Consider the following 21072-nt stretch of genomic DNA (forward strand, 5'->3'; position numbering starts at 1 on the left):
TGCGGGACCCACACAGATGGGCGATGCCGTTACCCGAAAGAAGTACATGCGCGGCGAATGACGGGGCCGGGCGGCCCGGTGTCCCTACCGTCGGACGGGTGACAACGCGAACTGTTGGGGCCGGGCCCGGGTCGCCGGCCGCCGCCGTGCCTACGGCGTACGACCGGCAGGTGGACGGTCTGTTCACCTACTGCCTCTCGGTGCTGTGCGAGCACGACGCGGCCGCCGACGCCCTGCGCGAGGTCGGCGAGCTGGCGCGGCGGCACGGCGCCCGACTGGCCGAACCCGGGCTGATGCGGGCCTGGCTGTTCTCGCTGGCCCGGTACTGCTGCCTGCGACGGCTGGCCGACGGGGCCGTCCGGGAGCCCCGGGCGGAACCCGACGAGGCCGAGGCCGCCCGGCGGCGGCGCGAGCTGGCCTCGCTCGCCTGGCCGGAGGCGGCCGGCACCGACCCCGAGCAGCGCGAGGCGCTGGAACTGTCCGTACGGCACCGGCTGACCCCGCTGGAGGTGGCGGCGGTGCTGGGCCTGCCCTTCGAGCGGACCCGGGCACTGCTCGCCGCCGCCGAGGCCGAGGTGGCCAGGACCAGGGCGGCACTGCTGGTGCTCGGGGTGGGCAGCTGCCCGGAGCTGGACCGGCTCGGCGGGGCCGGGGCGGAGTCCTGGCGGGACTGGGTGCTCGGGCCGGCGCTGCGGCGGGAACTGGTGCAGCACGTGGTGGACTGCCCGACCTGCCGGGGGACGGCGGAGCGGGTGGCCGCCGGGGAGGCGGCGGACGGTACGGCGGGGCTTTCGGGGCTGCCGTTGCTGACCGCGCCTGCTCCGTTCTCCCCGGCGGACGGGGTGGCGTACCTGCCGTCGGCGGCAGCTGCTGCGGCCGGGCGGTGGGGCTCGGTGGCCGCCGAGCCGGAGCTGCGGTTCGACCACGGCGGCTTCCCCCGGCACCGGGCGCCGGACGTGGGCCGCGGCCTGGCGGTCCGGCGGCGGGTGGTGACCACCGGGGTGCTCGCGGCGGTGCTGGCGGCACCGGTGGTCGCGCTCTGGGCCGGACACCGGGGCGGCGGCGGGTCGGGGTCGGCGGCCTCGGTCTCGGCGGTGCGGGTGGACGAGTCCGGGCAGGAGGCCGGGCAGCGTCCGCCGCAGCCGTGGCCGGGGGCTCCGGCGGACGCGGCCGGCGGGGCCGGGACGCCGGGGTTGGAACTGGCGGGCGCCGGGGTGGGTCCGGGGGGTCCGGCCGGTTCGGGTTCGGGCGGTGCAGAAACGTTGCTGCCGGGTTTTCCACGGCTCACCTTCCAGGGCCCGCTGGTCCCGGTCCCGAGCCGGGACGCGACCCCGCTCAACAGCCCGACGCTGGTCGCCGCTCCGGCCCCCGCGGTCGAACGGGTCTCCGTCCCGGGCCCGGCCGACCCGTCCCCGGCCGGACCGTCCCCGGCCGGACCGTCCCCGGCCGGACCGTCCCCGGCCGGACCGCTCACCGTCGAGGCCGCCGAGTACGGCAGCCGGACGGTGCTCACCCTCACCAACTCCGGCACCACGGAACTCCGTTGGCGCGCCGTGACGGACGCCGGCTGGCTCCGGCTCAGCCGCGACGCGGGGACACTGGCGCCGGGACAGCGGATCACCGTGATCGTCACCGTGGACGAGGACCTCGCGCCCACCACCCACTGGACCGCCCGCATCGCGCTGCCGCCCTCGCAGGCGGTGGTCACCCTGGAGGGCGGACCGCAGAACCGGGGCGGGTCGGCGTCCTCGTCGGCGGAGCCTTCGGCGACGCCGAGCGGCAGCGCTTCGCCCACGACGGGGGCGACGGCTACGGCTACCGCTACGGGGTCGCCTTCCTCGTCGCCGTCGCCGAGCCGGACGGGGGCACCGTCGCCGTCGGGCTCCGGCTCGCCGACGCCTGCGCCCTCGCACTCCGGAACGCCGAGCGGCACGCCCACGCCCTCGGCGACCCCGACGGGCACCGCGTCCCCGCACCCGACCGGGACGGCGACGGCGTCGCCGTCGGGGCGCTAGGGATCCGGCTGCCCTCGGCTGCCGGGAGCGTGGGCTGGGCGCTGACGGGCAGCCGAGCGGCTCGCGGGCAGCGACGGGGCGGGCGCTCCCGTCAGGCGCGGTGGATCGGGGGGACCTGGTAGGTGCCGTCGAGGACCGCCGGCTTCGGTTGGTAGAGGCGGATGATCGGGCGGAACTCACCGAGGGGGGTGGGGAGCCAGTTGGCGGCGGCCACCGGGTCCTCGGGTGGTTCGTGTTGGAGGGTGAGGGTGAGGGAGCCGTCCTCGCCGTAGGCCAGGCCGGGGGTGCGGTCACCGATGGAGTAGCGGTCGATCGGGTTCTCGACCAGGTAGTAGTCGGGGACGGAGTACATCGTGACGGACCAGAAGGCCTCGGCGGGCGGGGGTTGGTCGAAGTGGAGGGTGTAGCTGTTGGCGCCGGTGAGCGGGCGGCCGTCGGAGTCGTCGTAGGTCATCGCGAAGAAGGCCTCGTAGGCGTGGCTGCCCCAGAGGCCGGCGCGGGCGGCGGCGGCGCGGCTGAGGTAGGCGGCGCGGCGGTCGGGGATGCGCCACTCGGGATCGTCGAGGGTGCCGGGGCCCAGGTGGTCGAGGTTGTAGTCGAAGAGGTGGAGTGCGGAGCGCCATTCGCCGGGCGGGTGGTCCTCGGGCGGGCGGATGGCGTCCTCGACCCGTTCGCGGCCGGCGGCCAGGCCCTTGGCGAGGGCGAGGGTCCACTCCGGGGCGGCCGCGCGGTACGGCGAGGCGCCGTCGTCCAGCAGGCCGAGCGGGGCGAAGCGGCGCTGGTACTCGATGTCGGGGGTGGCGGGCGGGAAGGCCTGCATCCACACCCGCAGGCGCTCGAAGAAGGCCAGCCGTTCGGGGACGTCCTGGTCGGGCTCGGGCAGTCCGGCGACCAGGCCGCCGGGCTCCAGCGGCTCCAGGACGAGTTCGGCCTGGAGCGCCTGGACCCGGGGCAGGTCGCCGGGTCCGGCGCAGGCGAAGCGGCCGACGACGGTGCCGACGGTGGCCGGTAGTTCGATCACCCGGTCGGGGTCCGGCGGGGTGCCGTGCCAGTCGGGCGGGACGATCAGCCAGGTCTGCGCGTCGGTGCCGGTGGCGCGGCTGCCGAGGTAGGCGACGTTGTCGGTCCAGGCGCCGATGAACTGCAGCACGTAGTAGGCGCCGGCGGTGTCCGGGACGTGCAGCACCTGCGGGCCCTCGGAGAGGTCGAGGTGGGCGATCGAGTAGGTCGTGTCGTTGTTGACCGAGACGAAGTGGTCGCCCGGCCCGGCCAACCGGGTGGCGTGGCTGAAGTGGTTGAACGGCGCCGCCGGGAGGGTGCCCAGGCCGCCCTTGGCGAAGCGCTCGACCATGGTGAGGCCGGCGACGAGCGGGTAGCCGTAGACGTAGGCATCGGCGGCCAGGGCCTCCAGCTCGAGCTGGTTCATCGGGGGTCCTTCGTACGGTCGGTCGGGGTCGGTCCGGCGGGCGGGGCGGTCAGCGCGGGTCGAGCGGTGGGAGCTGCCAGCGGCCGTCCAGGACGGACGGGTCCGGCCCGTAGAGCCGGATGACCACGGTGAACGGGCCGTCGGGCGCGGGCAGCCAGTTGGCGGAGTGCTGGGCGTCGGCGGGCCGCTTGTGCTGGACGTAGAGGGTGAGTCCGCCGTCCGGGTCGCGGACCAGATCCGGGGTGCGGTCGCCGATGGAGTAGCGGTCCAGGGTGTTGTCGACCAGTTGGCGCCCGGGCAGGGCGTACATGGTGGCGGACCAGAAGAAGCGGGCCGGCGGCAGGTCGTGCGGGCCGAAGCGGATAACGTGGTCTCGGTCGCTGGCGTTGGGCGGCTGGTGGCCGGCGCTGTCCGTGGTCCAACCGCCGTACCAGGCCTCCTCGACGGGCAGCCCGTACAGGCCGAGCTTCGCCCCGAGCGCCTGGTGCGGGAAGTCGGCGCCGACCTGTTCGCGGGTGCCGAACAGGGCGGTGGCATCACGGGGTTCACCGGCGGCGTGCTCCAGCCTGGCCCGACCGTCGGCGATGCCGCGCTCGATCTCGGCGCGGACGTCCAGCGGGAGGGCTGCGGGCTCGAACTCGCCCCGGCCGTCGATGCCGAGGTCGACGAGGCGGCCGCGCAGCTCGGCCTCGACGGACGGGAGTTCGTCGGTCAGCGGGAAGAAGCCGAGCAGGAAGTCGAGGAAGCAGAGGAACTCGACGGTATCCATCACCTCGTCGCGCCAGACCGGCCAGACCATCTCCGGGGCGGGGGCGGGCGCGGGGGTGCCGGCGTACCGGTGCAGCGGGTGCAGCCGGTACTGCTGCTGGACGGCTGCGAGTTCGGCGATCTCGGCGGGGGTGGGGCCGGCGAGGTGGGTGCGGCCGACGATGCCGACCAGCCGGGTGGCGGCGCGGATGACGCCCTTGATGCCGGGTGGGGTCTCGCCCTGCCAGTCGGGGCCGGCCACCAGGTAGTCTCCGGCCTCCCGGCCGGTGGTCCGGGCGCCGACGAACCCGGCGTAGACGGTGTCGAGTTCGTGCACCGGGAGGACGTAGTAGCGGTCCTCGGCCGGGACGGAGACCACCCAGGGCTCGGCGCGCAGGTCGAGCCAGGCCCAGGAGTGCAGGGTGTCGTTGTTGGGGGTGACGAGATCGGTGTCGGCGGGGGTGAAGGGCTGCGGGTAGTGGCGGAAGACGCCGAAGCCGCCGACGTACGTCGGGTCCGCCTCGTCCAGGGCCTGGGCGTAGAGGGTGCGGTAGTTCTGCAGGATCGGGTAGCCGCGGATCCAGGCCTCGGCGGCGGTGGCGCGGACGGTGGCCGGGTCCACGAGTGCCGGGTTGACCATGCTGCGCTCTCCCAGTGCCGAATCCAGTGCCGAATCATGACAGATCGGTACATATGGCATGCTAAGTGGGGCGGGATGGGGCGGCATGTCGGTTGCTCCACGTACCACCGGGACCGCCGGGCTTCTCCCGCGCCTCCGCCCGTTCCACCGCCCATTCCTCCGCCTGTTCCTCCGTCCGCTCCTCTGCCCAGCGCGAATCCGGGCGTACGGGCGGGGCGGCCGGGAGAGGCTGTGCGGCATGAAGATCCTTCTGCTCGGGGGCTCGTCCTTCCTCGGACGGGCCTATGCCGCCGAGGCCCTCGCCCGCGGCCACCAGGTCACCACCTTCAACCGCGGCCGCAGCGCCGCCGACCTGCCCGGGGTCGAGGCCGTCCGGGGCGACCGCGACCGCGCCGAGGACGTCGCCCGGCTGGTCGACGGCCGCGGCTGGGACGCCGTCGTCGACACCTCCGGCCGACAGCCCGCCCAGGCCGCACTCACCGCGCGGCTGCTGCGCGAGCGGGCCGACCACTACACCTTCGTCTCCTCGGTGCACGCCTACGCCGACTGGGCCGCCCAGGTGATCGACGAGAACTCCACGCTCCTCCCCTGCCCCGCCGACACCCCGCCCGACCAGCCCTTCGGCCGCGAGCTGAAGGCCGGCGCCGAGCGCGCGGTGCTGGAGGGCTTCGGCGCCGAACGCTCGCTGATCCTCAGCAGCGGGCTCCTGATCGGGCCGCACGAGTTCGGCGGCCGACTGCCCTGGTGGCTGGAGCGGATGGCGCGCGGCGGTCGGGTGCTCGCCCCCGGCGATCCCGGGCGGACCATGCAGGTGATCGACGTCCGGGACTTCGCCGCCTTCGGGCTCGACCGGCTGGAGGCCGACACGGCGGGCCGCTTCCTCACCACGGCGCCGCCCGGGCACCTCACCTTCGGCGAGTGGCTGGAGACCTGCCGGGAGGTCGCGGGCGCGGCGGACACCGAGCTGGTCTGGGTCGAGGACGACCTGTTGCTCGCCGAGGGGCCGGACAAGGTCGAACCCTGGCTCGAACTCCCCTTCTGGGCACCGGATCTGCCGGAGTGGAAGTACATCTGGCTGGTCGACTCCGACCGCGCCCGGGCGGCCGGGCTGCGCTGCCGCCCGTTCGCGGAGACCGTGCGGGACACCTGGGAGTGGCTGCGCGTTCGCGGGCCCGCGAACGACACGGACGCCGAGGGGCGCACGCGGGTGCCGGGTTCGACGTTCCGGCAGGGCATCGAACCGGCCAAGGAGCAGCGGCTGTTGGCCGCCTTCGGATGACGTGCCGGAGTGGGAGGTCGGACCGGCCGACTTCCCCCTGCGGAAGGAATCAGTGGGTGCGGCGGGTCACCAGCTCGGCGAGCGCCAGCAGTTCGTCGGCCGCGGACGGCTCCGGCACGGCCACGGCCAGCTGGGCCATCGCCGCCGCCATCCGCTCGCAGGACTCGCCCTGCGCCCAGCCGCGCCCGCCAGCTCCCTCGACGGCGGCCGCACACTGCGCCAACTCCTCAGGGGTCAGCGGGCGTTCGAGCGTGTACAGCTCGGCGAGCCGGTCGCCCTCGGGGGTCCTGGAGCCCAGCGCCTTGACCACCGGCAGCGACTTCTTCCGGGCGGCCAGGTCCGCGCCGACCGGCTTGCCGGTGACGGCCGGGTCGCCCCAGATGCCGATCAGGTCGTCGATCAGCTGGAAGGCCAGGCCGATCTCGCGGCCGAAGCCGTCCATCGCCTGAGCGTCCTCCTCGGATCCGCCGCCGTACAGCGCGCCCATCGCGCAGGCGGCGCCGAGCAGGGCACCGGTCTTGGCCTCGGCCATCGCCAGGCACTCGTCGAGCGAGACGTCGTTGCGCTGCTCGAAGGCACAGTCGATCTGCTGGCCCTCACAGAGCTCGACCACGCAGTCGGCGAGCCGGCGGATCGAGCCGCGGGCGGCCCGGTGGGCGTCCTCGGCGACCAGGCGCAGCGCGAGGGAGTGCATGGCGTCGCCGGCCAGGATGGCCTCGGTGGTGCCGAACACCCGCCAGGCGGTGGGCCGGTGGCGGCGGGTGTCGTCCCGGTCGATGACGTCGTCGTGGAGCAGCGTGAAGTTGTGCACCAGCTCCACTGCGGCGGCCGCGGCGACGGCGGTTCCGGGGCTGCCGCCGAGGGCCTGGGTGGCGGCGAGGACCAAGGCCGGGCGGATCGCCTTGCCGGAGGAGGCCTCGGCGGGCGTGCCGTCCGCCTCCCACCAGCCGAAGTGGTAGCCGGCGACCTTGCGCATCGTGCCGGGCAGCGAGTCGACGGCGGCCCGCAGGACCGGGTCGACCAGCCCGCGGGCACGGGCGAGGATGTCCGCCGCCTCGTGGCCCTCTTTGCGGTCCCGCTCCAGCGTGGAGCTCGTCATGGGTTTCTCCCCCCGTAGGGCGCCTGTCGTGGGATGGCCCGCCGTGTCGGGCGGCCGGGTCGCACCGAAGCGGCGGACCGGTGACCGTACGCGTCGCGGCGCGCCGCCCGGCCGGGTGGGTTCCCCGGCCGGGCGGCGCGGATGGTGCGGATATCGGGCTCGGATATCGGGTGGGTCCGGTCGTCAGCGCTGGGCGACGTCCACGTTCTCCAGCACGCCGATCGCGTCCGGCACCAGGATCGCGGCCGAGTAGTAGGCGCTCACCAGGTAGGAAATGATGGCCTTTTCGTCGATTCCCATGAACCGCACCGAAAGGCTCGGCTGGTATTCGTCCGGAAGCCCGGTCTGGTGCAGACCGATGACACCCTGGTTGTCCTCGCCGACACGCATCGCGATGATCGAGCTGGTGTGCCCGCCGACGACCGGGATCTTGTTGCACGGGAAGATCGGCACCCCGCGCCAGGCGTTGACGTGCTTGCCCTCGACCTCGACGGTGCCCGGGTTGAGGCCGCGCTTGTTGCACTCCCGACCGAAGGCGGCGATGGCCGTGGGGTGGGCCAGGAACATCTTGGTGCTGCGGCGGCGGCTGAGCAGCTCGTCCATGTCGTCCGGGGTGGGCGGGCCGGAGTGGGTCTGGATCCGCTGGTCGTACTCGGCGCTCTCCAGCAGGCCGAACTCGGGGTTGTTGATGAGTTCGTGCTCCTGGCGCTCGCGCAGGGCCTCGATGGTCAGCCGGAGCTGGTGCTCGGTCTGGTTCATCGGCTGGTTGTAGAGGTCGGCGACGCGGCTGTGCACCTTGAGGATGGTCTGCGCGACGCTGAGCTCGTACTCGCGCGGCTTGAGCTCGTAGTCCACGAAGGCGCCGGGCAGGTCGTACTCGCCCTGGTGGCCGGCGGAGAGGTCGATCGCGGCCTCACCGTGCTTGTTCTGCGCCTGCTGGAAGCCGTTCAGGTACTCCATGATCTGCAGCTGGAGCGACTCGGAGCGGTCGTGCAGCTCCTGGAAGGACGGCCAGGCGAGCACCATCACCGTGCCGGAGGTCGCGGCGCGGACGGTGTAGGGCCAGGTGCCGTCCTCCTCCTGGAGCGCCTCGTCACCCAGGTGGTCGCCGTCGGCGAGGGTGCCGACCACCGTCTCCTCGCCGTACTTGCCGGTGCCGAGCCGGTCCAGCTTGCCGTGCGCGATCAGGAAGACCTCGCTGATCGGCGAACCGGCGGTGACCAGTACGTCGCCCGCGGCGAACTGGCGCTGGGCGAAGCGCCCGGCCAGTTCCTCCAGGACGGCCTCGTCCTGGTAACCGCGCAGCACCGGCACCTCGGCCAGGGTCTGCGGGATGATCCGCACCTCGGAACCGGTCTTGGCGAAACCCACCCGACCACGGCCGACCTTGTGGCGCAGGCGGCGGTTGACCCGGTAGGTACCGCCGGACACCTGAACCCAGGGCAGCATCCTGAGCAGCCAGCGCGGGCTGATGCCCTGCATCTGCGGCGCGGACTTGGTGGTCGTGGCGAGGTTCCGCGCGCCCGCCGTGCTCAGTGACTGCTGCTGCCGGATCTCCGGCTGCGCACCCGGCGCAGGAATTCCGGCATTGGTTTCGGTCGACATATGGGGAGCCCTTCGCAAACCCGATGAAGTGTCGCCTTGCACATTCATGTTGCCGCTTCATGGTGGGCCCGTTCGGGGGAAGGTCGCAATCACTCATTCGAGTGGTTCGGAATAACCGAACAAATAGTACGACTAGATCACTCGATCGATATCTGTTCGACTATTCATTCGAACCTGTCGGCATGCCGCGCCCCATCCTCCCCCATCGACCGCCCGGCCGTGCCACGAATTGACATCTCCCGTACCCGGCGACCCTGCCGTTCGAAGCCGCCGAACGGCCCGCCGGGGCTCCCGCCCCTTCGCCACCTCGGGCCCCGGGTGGGCCACATGAGCTCACCCGTGAGCTCACCCGTACGCGTCCGGCCGCGGGAGCGCTACAGCGGGCCGTTCCAGTCCAGCGTCGGCTCCACCACCCCTTCCAGGGTGAGCAGCCAGCGCTTCACCTCGATCCCGACCCGGCCGCCGCCGAAGCCGCCGATCCCGTCCGCCGCCACCACCCGGTGGCAGGGCACCAGCAGGGCGACGGGGTTGGCTGCCATCATCTGCCCGACCGTCCGGGCCGCCAGGCCCGGCTCGGTGACGTCCTCGAACACCCCGCTGCGCGCGGCCAGTTCGCCGTAGGTGACGGTCGCGCCGTACGGCACCTCGCGCCACAGCGTCTGCAGGACGGCACGGTGCGGCCCGGAGCTGAGGCTCCAGTCGATCGGCAGGCCCAGCTCGCGGGTGCGGCCGGCCAGGTAGGCGCCGATCCGCTCGGTGACAGCGCCGGCCTTCGCCGGGTCGGTGCACGGCGGCGTCCCGTCCTCCCGGCCGCCGTAACCGGCCGCCGCGACGCCCAGCGGCGTCACCGCGATGTGCATCGGGCCGCTGGGCAGCGGCGTCGGCACGGTCAGCCAGGACAACGACCAGGACTGCGACACGCTCGGGCCCCCACCCTCCACCGGACCGGCCGCCGGCAGGCCCGGCACCCGGGGGCCGGACCGGACCTGCCCGCCCCGCGCGCCATCGTACGGCGGGGCCGCGGGGCGGCGGGGCCTTCGGCGGGGACCTCCGCGGTCAGAGCCGACCCTTCAGCTCGGCGGACAGCGCCCGCGACCAGCGCGACAGTTCGGCGCGGTCCGGGGTGCGGCCCTCGCACAGCACGGCGAGCTGAGCCTCGTTGATCCGGTTCGGCCCCGGGATCTCCAGCAGGTACGCCAGCTCGGCCAGTACCGTGGCCAGCCGTGCCGCGTCCGTGTGGTCCAGGGCGACGGCGGCCTCGTGGTGGCTGATGGTGAGCGAACCGGGCATGGTCAACCTCCTCACGTCCACCCCCGCACCCTCCACGGTACGACCGGCCCGGCCACCCCGCCCGCCGCGGAGGCACGCACGCGCGGGCGGAGCGACCGGCTGCGCTCCGAGGCCGGCCGGGCACGGTGCGCGGTGGGCCGCACCGGGTGGCCGGGGGTGCGCCCCGGAGCCGTCCGAGGGGTGAGTCAGTTGTCCGGGCCCTCCTCCCAGCGACGATTCCGTACGGCCGGTACGCCCAACACTACGACCCCGGCCACAACTTGCCAGACCGCCCCGAGCAGCAGCACCCCGCCGGTACCGAGCCGGGCCGCCAGCGGGCCGGCCGCCGCCAGGCCGAGCGGGCCGAGGACGAAGGAACCGAGTGATCCGAAGGAGGTCAGCCGGCCGAGCAACTCGGCCGGGATCCAGCGCTGCATGGTGGTGGAGAACAGCGTTCCGCAGACCGTCGAGCCCACCCCGGCCACCAGCGCCCCGGCGACCAGCCAGACCAGTGGGGCCCCGGCCCCGAGCGCGGCGGAGGGCAGCGCCCAGCCCAGTCCGGCCACGGTGGCCACGGCGAGCGGGCGCCCGGGGCTGCGGCCGAGCATCAGCAGACCGCCCAGCACCGCACCCGCGCCGTACACGCCCATCACCAGGCCCCAGGCCCGGGCGCCGCCGAGCTCCCGCTGCGCGGTGAGCGGGCCGAGCACCAGGAACGGCGCCCAGACGAGCAGGTTGAACAGGCCCATCTGCGCGGTGGTGATCCACAGCCACGGACGGGCGGTGAACTCCGACCAGCCGGCCCGCAGTTCCCGCAGCATCGAGCCCCCGCCGTCCACCCCCGGGCGGTCCGGCAGCCGCAGCCCGGCCAGCGCGAGGGCGCCGACGCCGTACGTCACCGCGTCGATCAGCAGCACCGCCGCCGGGCCCCGGGCTTCGGTGACCAGGCCGGCCACCGCGGGGCCGGCCACCGCGGACACCGAACGGGACAGCCCCAGCAGGGTGTTGCCGTCCGCCAGCAGGTCCTTGCGGCGCACCAGGTCGGGCACGATCGCCCCGAAGGCGGGCATGAACAGCCCCTCGCCGATCCCCCACACCGCCACCAGGGCGACCATCACCCAGACCGGCGCGCGCCCGGCCGCCAGCAGTCCGGCGAACAACGCCTGGACGACGCCGCGCAGGAGGTCCGCGCCCAGCATCAGGCGGCGGCTGCCGAACCGGTCGGCGATCACCCCGCCGGCCAGCAGCACCAGCACCACCGGGAGGATCCGGGCGGCCATCACCCCGCCGACGTCGGTGCCGGTGCCGCCGCCCCCGCCCCCGTCCCCGTCCCCGCCGTCCAGGACCGCGAAGGCCACCGCGACCGGGGCCATCGAGGAGCCGAGGAGGGAGGTCGTGTAGCCGATGAAGAATCGGCGGAAATCGCGCTCGCCCAGCACGGCGAGACGGTCTCCCAGGCGCCGGGGGCGGGCCGGGATCCGTTCTGTGTCCACTGCCATGGGCAGCAGTCTGCGAGCGGCCGGGAACGCGGATCAAGGGTTTGCGGAGAAAAACTTGAGCCTTTTGGCATCAATTTTAGCGGCACACCCTACTGCCGCAGTAAATATGCCAGAAAACCTGTTCCCACCTGCTGTTTACTGCACTTTCCGGATATCCTGAGCGCACAAGGGATTCGGTGATTTACTGCGGAAGAAGGCGGTCGTGACAGAGCTCCCACCGGTCGAGTACGGCCTCGCCGTCGAGCGCTACCTGGCCGCCTCCGGGCTCGCCGAGGGCTCCCGGCGGATCTACCGGATCGCGCTGAACACCTGGGCCTGGGCACTCGCCGACCGGTCCGCCCCCACCGGCCCCGAGCGGCGGCGCGCCCGGCCGCCCGTGCTCCCGCTCGCCCTGCTCGACCACCCGGACGCCGCCGAGCGACTGCGCGCCGCCGTGGTGCTGCGCGGCGCCGGCACCGATCCGCGCACGCTCAACCGCGAGCTCTCCACCCTGCGCGCGGCGGTGGCCTGGTGGCGGACCCAGGGCTGGATCGACGACGACCCGACCGTCGAGCTGCGCCCCGTCCCGCTGCCCGCACCGGCCGAGGCCGCCGCCCCGCCGGCCGAGGAGCAGCTGCGCGCCCTGTTCGCCCTGCGCGTGCCGCTGCGCGAACAGACGCTGTGGCACCTGCTGCACGAGTCCGGCGCCGCCATCGAGACCGTCCTCGCGCTGAACACCCACGAACTCGACCTGCCCCGCCGCCGCAGCCACCCCCGGCCCGACCGCCGCTGCGTCCGGTGGCAGTCCGGCACCGCCAGGCTGCTCCCGCTGCTGATCGTCGGCCGCTCCGGCGGCCCGCTCTTCCTCACCGACCGCCGCGCCCCGGCCGGCACCCCGACCGCCGACCGCTGCCCGCACACCGGCCGCGCCCGCCTCTCCTACCGGCGCGCCGCCGAGCTCTTCACCCTGCACACCCGGACGCTCACCGCGACCCCCACGGGCTGGACCTTGCGCCAACTGCGCGGACTTCTGTAGGGCCGCCGGTTCCGTCATGTCCGTCCCGGCCTATCCCGAGGCCATCGGAGTCGCTCTCCCGCAAGGCGTCGCCGAGCTCTTCCCGGTCTCCGGCCTCGGCGACCCCTCCGCCGCCGGGTGACGCCCGCCGCTCTGCTCGCTCGGTGGCGCGACGCGGCGACCCAGCGGGAGCAAGTCGTCCAACGTGTCCGCCAGTTGGGCCAGGGACGGCCGGGCGGCCGGGTCGAGGCGCAGGCTGGCGTCGATCGCCCCGGCGAGCGGGCGGGGCAGGCGACGGCGCCGGGACACCGGGGGAACCGGGCCGGGCGGTGCGCCGTCGAAGGGCAGTTCGCCGGTGGCGGCCTCGTAGAGGGTGATGCCGATGCCCCAGACGTCTGCGGCGGCGGTGAGGTGGGCGCCGGCGGCCTGTTCGGGAGCGAGGTAGCCGTCCGTGCCGATGCCCGGGACGCCGGGGCCCGGTGGGCGGGCGATGCTCAGGTCGAGCACCTTGGCGCGGCGGCAGTCGATCACGATGTTGGAGGGCTTGAGGTCGAGGTGCAGCAGGTTCTTGCCGTGCAGGTAGCGCATCGCCGAGCAGAGGTGCAGCCCGAGCAGGGCCAGGTCGGTGGCGGCCGGCCGGCGCGACTGCCGGTCGAGCAGGTGGGCGAGGGTCTCGCCGGTGAGGGTCTCCAACACCGCGTACGGCTGCGGGCGTTCGCCGGTTCCGTAGCCGCGCACCAGGTGGGGATGGGTGAACTCGGTCAGCCAGCGGCCCTCCCGGAGCAGACGCTCGCGCAGTCCGCGGTCGCGGCGGCGGTCGGGCCGGAGCACCTTGACCACGCAGCGGCAGTCCCGCTCCTCGCTCCAGGCGTCGTAGACGTCCAGCCAGCCGGTGCGACACAAGTGGGCCAGCACCCGGTGGCCGGGGGCGATCTCCGCCCCGGCCGGCAGCGGCTCGCGGATCCTCATGCGCCGCTCCTGACGGCTCCGCTCGCTCATGTGCCCACCTCGCTGCGCTCGGCAGGGGCATTCGCCCACACGCACCCCTCGACGGTTCGCTCGCTCCGCTCACTCACGCGCCCACCTCGCTGCGCTCGGCAGGGGCATTCGCCCACACGCACCCCTCGACGGTTCGCTCGCTCCGCTCACTCACGCGCCCACCTCGGTCAGGGTCGCGGCCCGGTCGAGCCGGGCGTAACCGTCGTCCCGGACGAGCAGTTCGGCGTGGCTGCCGCAGGCGGCGACGCAGCCCTCGCGCAGCAGGACGATCCGGTCCGCGTTCCGTACGGTCAGCAGGTTGTGCGAGATGACGATCGTGGTCCGCCCGTTCATCAACCGCCCGAGCGGCTCCAGGATCCGCCGCCCGGACTCCGGGTCCAGGCCCGTGGTCGGCTCGTCGAGCAGCAGCACCGGGGCGTCCCGGATCACCGCCCGGGCGATCGCGATCCGCTGGCGCTGCCCGCCGGACAGCAGCCGCCCGTGCTGTCCCACCACCGTGTCGTAGCCCTCCGGGAGCCGGCTGATGAACTCGTGGGCGTCGGCGGCCCGGGCAGCGGCCACCACCTGCGCGTCGGTCGCGCCGGGCCGGCCGTAGGCGATGTTCTCCCGGACGGTGCCGTGGGTCACCAGCGTCTCCTGCAGCAGCACGGCGATGTGCTCCCGCAGGTCGGTCAGCGCCAGTTCGCGCAGGTCGATGCCGTCCAGCCGGACGGCTCCGCGCTCCGGGTCGTAGAAGCGCAGCAGCAGTTTGGCGACGGTCGACTTGCCCGCCCCGCTCGCCCCGACCAGCGCCACCGTCTCGCCCGGTTCGGCGCGGAAGGAGACGTCGTACAGCGCCACCCGGGTGGTGCCCGGGTAACGGAACCGGACCCCGTCGAAGGTCACCGCGCCGTGCACCCGGGCGGGGCGCAGCGGCGTCGGCGGATCGGCCACCTGCGGCTGCTGGTCGAGCAGTTCGATGATCCGCTCGGCGGCGGCCGAGGCCGAGTAGAAGCCGTTGCTGAGCCGCGAGATGCCCCGGATCGGGCTGTACAACCGGCTCAGCAGGGCGACGAAGACCAGGAGTTCGCCGAGGGTGAGCCGGCCGCGGGTGAGTTCCCAGGCCCCCAGCCCGAGCACGATCAGCGCGCCGACCAGCTCCAGCAGCTCCACGATCGGCGCGAACAGGGCGCGCAGACGGGTCGCCGCCATGGTCGCCCGGAACCGTGCCAGATTCTCCCGGCGGAAGCGTTCCTGCTCCCAGTCCTGCCGGTTGTACGCCTGCACCAGCGCGATGTTGCCCAGCGTCTCCTCGGCGAGGGCGCTGACCGAGCCGCTGCGGCGCCGCCGTTCCCGGGACGCCGCCTTCACCCTCGCCGAGAAGCGCCGGGCGGTGATCCAGAACATCGGCGCGACCACCAGCGCCGTGAGCGCGAGGTCCCACCGCAGGTAGAACAGCACGCCCAGGTAGACGGCCAACTCGGCGACGTACGCGACCGCGTCGAGGACACCCGAGAGCAGGAAGGTCTCGACCGCCTCGACATCCGCGGTCAGCCGCGACAGTACGTCGCCGAGCCGCCGCCGCTCGAAGAATCCCAGCGGCAGGCCCTGCAGATGTCGGAACACGTCCGTGCGCAGGGCGAGCAGGAAGCGCTCGCTGACCCAGGCCGAGGTCGTCTCGTCGGCGAAACGCAGGCCCCCTGCCACCAGGGTCAACCCGGCATACCCGAGCGCGACCGGCAGGAACAGCCCGAGCCTGCGCGGCACCAGCACCTCGTCGACGACGACCTTGAAAAGCCAGATCGCGGCCACGTCGACCACCGGGCCGAGCAGGACGAACCCCAGCAGAAGGGCCGGCCAGCGCCGTCCCCCGCGCGTGTAGGGCCAGAACCGGGCGAAGGTCCGCCGCAGCGACACGGCCGGGGCCGGTGCGACGACCGGGTCCGCCCGGCCGTCACCGTCACCCGAGTCGACGGCCATCAGCCGTCTCAGTGACCACACGTGCTCGTCCTGGCCCGGGACCATGACCGGTGCGATCAGCCGTCAGTGCCGCGTGTGCTTGCGGCTCCGGCGGCGGTGACCGGTCGTCTCCTTCGTCTCTCCGGTCTCCTCGCCGGAACCGGCCCGCTTGCGCGAGTTCCGCATCGCCGGCAGGAGGTTGGCAAGCATGCTCATCGCCGCCACCTCTCTCTCGGTTACTCCCCACACCCGGGGATACGGACGGGCGGGCAGGGGTGCTCAGTGAGGCGCGTGGGCCGCAGTCGGCGCCCAAGCGATCACGGATGGCGACGGACCTCGCAAGACATACAGACCTGTAGGTCTGTTCGGCGAACCGAAGGCGGGGGCCGGAGGGGGATGCGCACGCGAGTCTGCAACACCGCCGGGGTGAGCCGTGGTGCGCTGTACCACCACTTCCCGTCCATCGCGAAGTTGCCGGCAGAGGTCCACACGCAGGCCAGGGAGCGCGTCCTCGCGCCGGCCGACGACAGCATCGTGAACCGGCGCGCCGGCGCACCGGCGCCGCCCTCGGCAAGGCGCTGACGAAAGATCGACTGGTGCGCGCGGGGCTGCGGTCAGCGGCCGACGGCCCCGAGGATCCGCCCCGGTTGCGGGACGACGTCCTGGCCCGGGTGTGCGCCGAGGTCCTGACGAAAGCCCCCGGATGCCCCGTCGGCCGACGACGCCCCGGGCCGTGGACGGCCCGGGGCGTTCTGCGTTCTCCGGCGCTCTGACCCGGGCCGGAAGCTGAGCCCCCTGTCGGGTTCGAACCGACGACCCCCGCTTTACAAGAGCGGTGCTCTGGCCAGCTGAGCTAAGGAGGCACGGTGGCCGTCCGCGATGGATCACGGCGGCACCGGGGGCAGTCTACCGGGCCGAGGTGGCGGGGTGGGGGGATATCCGGGGGTTGGCGGGGCGGGTGGGCGTGATGGAACCGATGCCGAAAACGGGGCGGAGGGGGCTGACAAGCGGCGAAAGCGCAGGTAGCGTCGCCGGGAGTCGGTTCTCTTAGTGGTTCAGACCACTGACGGACCGGCGGAGACGAACCAACCCCCCTTTACTCGGATCGTCCGGCACGTTCCTGCCGGTGAAGGAGAGCACAACCATGGCTTCTGTCACGTACGACCAGGCGACCCGCATCTACCCCGGGGCGACCAAGCCCTCGGTGGACGCGCTGGACCTGGAGATCGCGGACGGCGAGTTCCTCGTTCTGGTCGGCCCGTCGGGCTGCGGCAAGTCGACCAGCCTGCGCATGCTGGCCGGCCTGGAGGACGTCAACAGCGGCGCCATCCGGATCGGCGACCGGGACGTCACCCACCTGCCGCCGAAGGACCGGGACATCGCCATGGTGTTCCAGAACTACGCGCTCTACCCGCACATGACCGTCGCCGAGAACATGGGCTTCGCGCTCAAGATCGCCGGCGTCAACAAGGCGGACATCCGCACCAAGGTCGAGGAGGCGGCGAAGATCCTCGACCTCACCGACTACCTGGACCGCAAGCCGAAGGCGCTCTCCGGCGGTCAGCGCCAGCGCGTCGCGATGGGCCGCGCGATCGTCCGCCAGCCGCAGGTCTTCCTGATGGACGAGCCGCTGTCGAACCTGGACGCCAAGCTCCGCGTCTCGACCCGCACCCAGATCGCCGGTCTGCAGCGCCGCCTGGGCATCACCACGGTGTACGTCACCCACGACCAGACCGAGGCACTCACCATGGGCGACCGAGTCGCGGTGCTCAAGGACGGTCTGCTGCAGCAGGTCGACACCCCGCGCAACATGTACGACAAGCCCGCCAACCTCTTCGTGGCCGGCTTCATCGGCTCGCCGGCCATGAACCTGGTCGAGGTGCCGCTGGTGGACGGCGGCGTGAAGTTCGGCGGCTCGGTCGTCAACATCTCGCGCGAGAACCTGGCCGGCGCCGGCTCCGACAAGACGGTGATCGTCGGCATCCGCCCCGAGCACTTCGAGATCGTCCCGGCCGGCGGCATCGAGGGCGTCGCGGTGACCGTGAACGTGGTCGAGGAGCTCGGCTCGGACGGCTTCGTCTACGGCACCACCCAGATCGGCGGCGTGGACAAGGACCTGGTCGTCCGCGTGCCCGGCCGCCAGATCCCGACCCGCGGCGAGACCATCCACGTCGTGCCGATCGCGCAGGAGACCCACGTCTTCGCCACCAGCACCGGTGTGCGCCTGAGCGTCTGCGACTGACGCGGACTGACGCGGACTGACGCGCCAGCGGACCACCTCGACGGAGCCCGTCGGACCCTCCCGGTCCGGCGGGCTCCGTCCGTACACCCCCACGTCAACACGGTGCAGGGACGAACCCGGACATCGCGTCACTCGATGGTGTAACGGAGGGCGATCCTGCCCGCACCCACCGCTACTCTCCTGAGGGTGAAGCAGCTTGTGCGCCGTATCGGCCAGACCGTCGCCCTGACCCTGCCGGTCGTCCTGGTGACCACCGGCACCCTCGCCGTGACCCGGGTCCCGTGGGCCCCACCGACCGGGCTCGACCAGCAGGTCGTGGCGGCGTCCAGCGGCGACGGCGCCGGGATCGGGCGTTCCGCCGCCACCACCAAGACGGACGGGCTGGCCCCGCAGGAGTCCCTGCGGGTGGCGCTGCTGGACGAGCTGCGCGCCAAGAACCCGTCGGCCGCGCTGGACCTGCTGGAGCGCTCGATGCGCGAGCAGCCCTCGCTCACGCCGTACTGCGCCTCGCTGGCGACCGAGCTGGGCAAGGCCGCGGTGCGCAAGTACCAGGGCGACGTCCAGCGAGCCCGCTCCTTCGCCCGCCCGGTCTGCGACGGCTCCTTCGCGGCGGGCGTCGTCGGCTGAGGGTAGACGACGAAAGGGCCGACGAAAGACGCCGCAGGCGCCTTATCGTTCAGGCATGACCGCTGACTCCGGCCCCACCACCGACCTCGTGTCCCCACAGTCTCACCAGCCCCGGCCGACCACGACGCCCGTCACCCAGACCGTCATCCTGGCCGGCGGGCAGGGCTCCCGGTTGCGCCCCTACACGGACGACCGCCCCAAGCCGCTGGTCGAGATCCCGGGGACGGGCACTCCGATCCTCGGCCACCAGCTGGCCTGGCTGGCCGCCGAGGGCGTCACCGACGTCGTGGTCTCCTGCGGGCACCTCGCCGACGTGCTGGAGGAGTGGCTCGACAGGGCGGACCTGCCGCTGCGGGTCCGTACGGTGGTCGAGGCGGAGCCGCTCGGGCGCGGCGGCGGCCTCAAGTACGCGGCCAAGGCGCTGCCCCGCCCGGACGAGCCCTGGTACGCCACCAACGGCGACATCTGGACCCGCTTCAGCCTGCGCGACATGGCCGCCTTCCACCACGAGCGGGACGCCGTCGCGACGCTCGCGCTGGCCCGGCCGCGGATTCCCTGGGGCGCCGTGGAGACCGACCAGTTCGGCAATGTGCTGGACTTCATCGAGGCCCCGCCCTCACCCTTCCTGATCAACGCCGGCCTGTACGTGTTCAGCCCGGAGTTCGCCGAGCTGCTGCCGGACGTGGGCGACCACGAGCGCACCACCTTCCCCCAACTCGCCCGCGGCAAGCGGCTGGCGGGCTACCAGCTGCCGCAGGGCGTGTACTGGCGCGCCATCGACACGGCGAAGGACCTCACCGAGGCGGCCAAGGAGCTCGCCGCGCACCGCGACATCTCCCGCTGACGGCACGACTCCGCCGACAGCACGACGGCGGGGTGCTCCCCCACGGAGCACCCCGCCGTCGTGCCGGGGGACGGGGACGGGACGGGACGTCAGGTCGCCGTCGGTGTCCCCGGCCGGGAGGAGTTCCCGCCACCGGACAGGTCGGCCAGCGGGCCGCTGCCCAGCACCCCGCCGAGCAGCCCGGAGCCGCTGCTCGGGCTCGGCTTGGACGCGGCACCCGAGCCGCCGGCGGCCGGGGTGCTGCGCTGGGCCGGCGCGGAGCCGCCCGCGGAGGCCGCGGACGGGGCCGCCGACGCCGGGGAGGAGCCCGCCCCGTTCTCCGTCTTGCCGGAGTGCTTGCCGCTCGGCGTGGCACCGGTCGACTTGGCGCCGGGGGCGCTGGACGAGGCGGTCGCGCTCGGCGTCGGGGTGGCCGGGCGCGGGGCGGCGGGCGAGGGCGAGGTGGACGTGCCCTGGCCGCCCGGGGCGCCGGACGGGCTGCCCGACGGCCAGACCGGGGTGCCGTAGTCGGTGGCCGGGCGGGCCGGTGCCTGCTGGTGCGGCCGGGCGCCGGTACGGACGGCCGCGCCCAGCATCGAGCCGAGCAGCAGGGTCAGGCCGACCACGACGGTGGTGACCACCGAGCCCCGGCGCAGCACCCGGCGGCGCAGCGCGCCCGGCGCGCCCGCGCCGACGCGGCGCCAGGCCTCCAGGTTGAGCCGCCCGTCCAGTGAGGCGAACGGCGCCCCGGCGATCAGCAGCGGACTCCACGCCGCGAGGAAGATCAGGTCCGGCGCGTCGTAGACCGGCACGGCCCGCCAACTGACGGTGAACAGCAGCACCGCGGAGAGCAGCATCGCCGCCCCGGCCGCGAGCCGCTGCCACAGGCCCAGGACGGTCAGCACGCCGGCCACGATCTCGGTGAACGACACCACCAGGCCGGAGCCCACCGGGTGCGCCATCGCGAACGCGAGCAGCGGCTCGGCGACCTTCCACGGGTGCAGCGAGGAGAGCCAGCGCATCATCGAGCCGCGCTCGCCGCCGTCGAAGTACACCGGGTCGCAGAGCTTGCTGAACCCGGCGTAGACCGAGAGCGAGCCGAGCACCGCGCGCAGCGGCAGCAGCACCAGGCCGAGGTCGACCCGGCGGCCGGGGTACCAGGGCTGCTTGCCCTCGGCCTCGACGGCGGAGACCTCGGGCAGCTCGCCGCTCGGGGTCCAGCCGTGCGGCTCGCCGACCGGGCCGACGCCCGCGTCGGTGGCGGTGCCGGTGCCCTCGCGCGGCTGGCGCGGAACGGTCCGGGCGCCGGCGTAGGCCGGGAGCACCTGGGTGTCCACCTCGGCCAGGCCGATACCGCCGCCGGTCGGGGAGCCGTTCTGGCGCACCGCCTCCAGCAGCCGGGTGGCCGCGAGGTCCCCGGGGGCCGCCTGGCCGGTCCAGGTGACGGCGGTGACCCGGCCCTTGCGGCGCGGCGCACCGCCGGCCCCGACCAGCACCGGGACGGCGGAGGCGGGCACGACGACCTGCGGGGTGACCAGCGGACGGCGGATCAGGCCCTGGTTGGCGTACGGGTCGCCGAACGCGGCGCCGCTGGACAGCAGTCCGGCCGGGGCCTCGATCAGCGGCGCCGTCGGGGTGCCGAGCCGGAGCCGGAAGCTCGCCTGGGTGCTGCTGAGGCGCGCCGGGTCCGACGGCACCTTGACGGTGTCGAGCCCGGGGCCCGCGTCTATCCCGGTACTGCCACCGCCGAACAGGGGGCGCCGAGGTGTTCTGGTGTCCACGCCCGTCTAACCGGGCGACAGCCGCTTTGGACACTCTCCCGGGTGGATGTCCGGCGCACACTTGAAGTGATCATGAAAAAAGCGATCGG

Annotated in this window: 18 protein-coding genes and 1 tRNA gene; 7 read left to right on the top strand and 12 right to left on the bottom strand. The window is 73.7% G+C overall.

Going from position 1 to position 21072, the window contains the following annotated elements; translation table 11 throughout:
- The first annotated feature begins 170 nt into the window (after window positions 1–170).
- Window positions 171–2015: a sigma-70 family RNA polymerase sigma factor gene (locus ABZW30_RS18190; protein ID WP_355672109.1), complete on the top strand. Its 1845-nt coding sequence runs from the start codon at window positions 171–173 to the stop codon at window positions 2013–2015.
- A gap of 91 nt (window positions 2016–2106) precedes the next feature.
- Here the strand turns inward: ABZW30_RS18190 and ABZW30_RS18195 are convergent, their stop codons facing one another.
- Window positions 2107–3441, bottom strand: a complete 1335-nt coding sequence (locus ABZW30_RS18195; RefSeq protein WP_355672110.1) for a DUF1254 domain-containing protein — start codon at window positions 3439–3441, stop codon at window positions 2107–2109.
- Between the two features lie 49 nt (window positions 3442–3490).
- A complete protein-coding gene (locus ABZW30_RS18200) occupies window positions 3491–4828 on the bottom strand; it encodes a DUF1254 domain-containing protein (RefSeq protein WP_355672111.1) in 1338 nt (445 codons plus the stop codon).
- 238 nt (window positions 4829–5066) lie between these two features.
- Here ABZW30_RS18200 and ABZW30_RS18205 point away from each other — a divergent pair, with 238 nt between their 5' ends.
- Window positions 5067–6107 (top strand): NAD-dependent epimerase/dehydratase family protein, encoded by a 1041-nt coding sequence (locus tag ABZW30_RS18205; RefSeq protein WP_355672112.1) that lies wholly within the window; start codon window positions 5067–5069, stop codon window positions 6105–6107.
- A 49-nt stretch (window positions 6108–6156) separates the two neighbouring features.
- On the opposite strand, the gene ABZW30_RS18210 is transcribed toward ABZW30_RS18205, so the two are convergent.
- The 5 genes from ABZW30_RS18210 to ABZW30_RS18230 all read right to left on the bottom strand — a co-directional run bounded on the left by ABZW30_RS18210 (window position 6157) and on the right by ABZW30_RS18230 (window position 11579).
- Entirely contained in the window at window positions 6157–7206 is a 1050-nt protein-coding gene (locus tag ABZW30_RS18210) for a family 2 encapsulin nanocompartment cargo protein polyprenyl transferase (RefSeq protein ID WP_355672113.1), read from the bottom strand.
- A gap of 183 nt (window positions 7207–7389) precedes the next feature.
- The gene (locus tag ABZW30_RS18215; protein ID WP_355672114.1) at window positions 7390–8811 is read right to left on the bottom strand and encodes a family 2B encapsulin nanocompartment shell protein; all 1422 of its coding nucleotides are present in this window, start codon (window positions 8809–8811) and stop codon (window positions 7390–7392) included.
- A 374-nt stretch (window positions 8812–9185) separates the two neighbouring features.
- Window positions 9186–9731 (bottom strand): methylated-DNA--[protein]-cysteine S-methyltransferase, encoded by a 546-nt coding sequence (locus ABZW30_RS18220; RefSeq protein ID WP_355672115.1) that lies wholly within the window; start codon window positions 9729–9731, stop codon window positions 9186–9188.
- Between the two features lie 136 nt (window positions 9732–9867).
- Complete coding sequence (locus ABZW30_RS18225) at window positions 9868–10101, bottom strand: hypothetical protein (RefSeq protein ID WP_355672116.1); 234 nt, start codon at window positions 10099–10101, stop codon at window positions 9868–9870.
- A gap of 185 nt (window positions 10102–10286) precedes the next feature.
- A complete protein-coding gene (locus ABZW30_RS18230; RefSeq protein ID WP_355672117.1) occupies window positions 10287–11579 on the bottom strand; it encodes an MFS transporter in 1293 nt (430 codons plus the stop codon).
- Window positions 11580–11781: 202 nt separating this feature from the next.
- Here ABZW30_RS18230 and ABZW30_RS18235 point away from each other — a divergent pair, with 202 nt between their 5' ends.
- Entirely contained in the window at window positions 11782–12594 is an 813-nt protein-coding gene (locus tag ABZW30_RS18235; RefSeq protein ID WP_355672118.1) for a hypothetical protein, read from the top strand.
- Between the two features lie 30 nt (window positions 12595–12624).
- On the opposite strand, the gene ABZW30_RS18240 is transcribed toward ABZW30_RS18235, so the two are convergent.
- From ABZW30_RS18240 to ABZW30_RS18250, 3 genes are all read right to left on the bottom strand, one after another.
- Window positions 12625–13572, bottom strand: coding sequence for a protein kinase (locus ABZW30_RS18240; protein WP_355672119.1), 948 nt, complete (start codon window positions 13570–13572; stop codon window positions 12625–12627).
- A gap of 150 nt (window positions 13573–13722) precedes the next feature.
- Window positions 13723–15552, bottom strand: coding sequence for an ABC transporter ATP-binding protein (locus ABZW30_RS18245; protein WP_355672120.1), 1830 nt, complete (start codon window positions 15550–15552; stop codon window positions 13723–13725).
- Between the two features lie 42 nt (window positions 15553–15594).
- A complete protein-coding gene (locus tag ABZW30_RS18250) occupies window positions 15595–15726 on the bottom strand; it encodes a hypothetical protein (protein WP_355672121.1) in 132 nt (43 codons plus the stop codon).
- Window positions 15727–15906: 180 nt separating this feature from the next.
- On the opposite strand from ABZW30_RS18250, the gene ABZW30_RS18255 reads away from it, so the two are divergent.
- Window positions 15907–16092 carry a TetR family transcriptional regulator gene (locus ABZW30_RS18255; protein ID WP_355672122.1) on the top strand — a complete coding sequence of 62 codons (186 nt, stop codon included), beginning with the start codon at window positions 15907–15909 and terminating at the stop codon, window positions 16090–16092.
- A gap of 207 nt (window positions 16093–16299) precedes the next feature.
- Here the strand turns inward: ABZW30_RS18255 and ABZW30_RS18260 are convergent.
- Window positions 16300–16373 (bottom strand) — tRNA-Thr (locus ABZW30_RS18260).
- A 281-nt stretch (window positions 16374–16654) separates the two neighbouring features.
- On the opposite strand from ABZW30_RS18260, the gene ugpC reads away from it, so the two are divergent.
- The 3 genes from ugpC (at window position 16655) to ABZW30_RS18275 (ending at window position 19223) form a co-directional block, all read left to right on the top strand.
- Window positions 16655–17752: a sn-glycerol-3-phosphate ABC transporter ATP-binding protein UgpC gene (ugpC, locus tag ABZW30_RS18265; RefSeq protein ID WP_355672123.1), complete on the top strand. Its 1098-nt coding sequence runs from the start codon at window positions 16655–16657 to the stop codon at window positions 17750–17752.
- A gap of 186 nt (window positions 17753–17938) precedes the next feature.
- A complete protein-coding gene (locus tag ABZW30_RS18270) occupies window positions 17939–18379 on the top strand; it encodes a hypothetical protein (RefSeq protein WP_355672124.1) in 441 nt (146 codons plus the stop codon).
- A gap of 55 nt (window positions 18380–18434) precedes the next feature.
- Window positions 18435–19223 (top strand): nucleotidyltransferase family protein, encoded by a 789-nt coding sequence (locus tag ABZW30_RS18275; RefSeq protein WP_355672125.1) that lies wholly within the window; start codon window positions 18435–18437, stop codon window positions 19221–19223.
- Window positions 19224–19312: 89 nt separating this feature from the next.
- Here ABZW30_RS18275 and ABZW30_RS18280 read toward each other — a convergent pair whose 3' ends face one another.
- Window positions 19313–20983 carry a DoxX family membrane protein gene (locus ABZW30_RS18280; RefSeq protein WP_355672126.1) on the bottom strand — a complete coding sequence of 557 codons (1671 nt, stop codon included), beginning with the start codon at window positions 20981–20983 and terminating at the stop codon, window positions 19313–19315.
- Window positions 20984–21072: the final 89 nt, after the last annotated feature.

Source organism: Kitasatospora sp. NPDC004669 (assembly GCF_040609455.1).
Classification (GTDB): domain Bacteria; phylum Actinomycetota; class Actinomycetes; order Streptomycetales; family Streptomycetaceae; genus Kitasatospora.

What these genes read in the sequence shown, in the direction of transcription:
- ABZW30_RS18195 (WP_355672110.1), bottom strand. Translation starts at nt 3,441, where the DNA reads ATGAACCAGCTCGAGCTGGAGGCCCTGGCCGCCGATGCCTACGTCTAC.
- ABZW30_RS18200 (WP_355672111.1), bottom strand. Translation starts at nt 4,828, where the DNA reads ATGGTCAACCCGGCACTCGTGGACCCGGCCACCGTCCGCGCCACCGCC.
- ABZW30_RS18205 (WP_355672112.1), top strand. Translation starts at nt 5,067, where the DNA reads ATGAAGATCCTTCTGCTCGGGGGCTCGTCCTTCCTCGGACGGGCCTAT.
- ABZW30_RS18210 (WP_355672113.1), bottom strand. Translation starts at nt 7,206, where the DNA reads ATGACGAGCTCCACGCTGGAGCGGGACCGCAAAGAGGGCCACGAGGCG.
- ABZW30_RS18215 (WP_355672114.1), bottom strand. Translation starts at nt 8,811, where the DNA reads ATGTCGACCGAAACCAATGCCGGAATTCCTGCGCCGGGTGCGCAGCCG.
- ABZW30_RS18225 (WP_355672116.1), bottom strand. Translation starts at nt 10,101, where the DNA reads ATGCCCGGTTCGCTCACCATCAGCCACCACGAGGCCGCCGTCGCCCTG.
- ABZW30_RS18230 (WP_355672117.1), bottom strand. Translation starts at nt 11,579, where the DNA reads ATGGCAGTGGACACAGAACGGATCCCGGCCCGCCCCCGGCGCCTGGGA.
- ABZW30_RS18240 (WP_355672119.1), bottom strand. Translation starts at nt 13,572, where the DNA reads ATGAGCGAGCGGAGCCGTCAGGAGCGGCGCATGAGGATCCGCGAGCCG.
- ABZW30_RS18250 (WP_355672121.1), bottom strand. Translation starts at nt 15,726, where the DNA reads ATGAGCATGCTTGCCAACCTCCTGCCGGCGATGCGGAACTCGCGCAAG.
- ABZW30_RS18255 (WP_355672122.1), top strand. Translation starts at nt 15,907, where the DNA reads ATGCGCACGCGAGTCTGCAACACCGCCGGGGTGAGCCGTGGTGCGCTG.
- ugpC (WP_355672123.1), top strand. Translation starts at nt 16,655, where the DNA reads ATGGCTTCTGTCACGTACGACCAGGCGACCCGCATCTACCCCGGGGCG.
- ABZW30_RS18275 (WP_355672125.1), top strand. Translation starts at nt 18,435, where the DNA reads ATGACCGCTGACTCCGGCCCCACCACCGACCTCGTGTCCCCACAGTCT.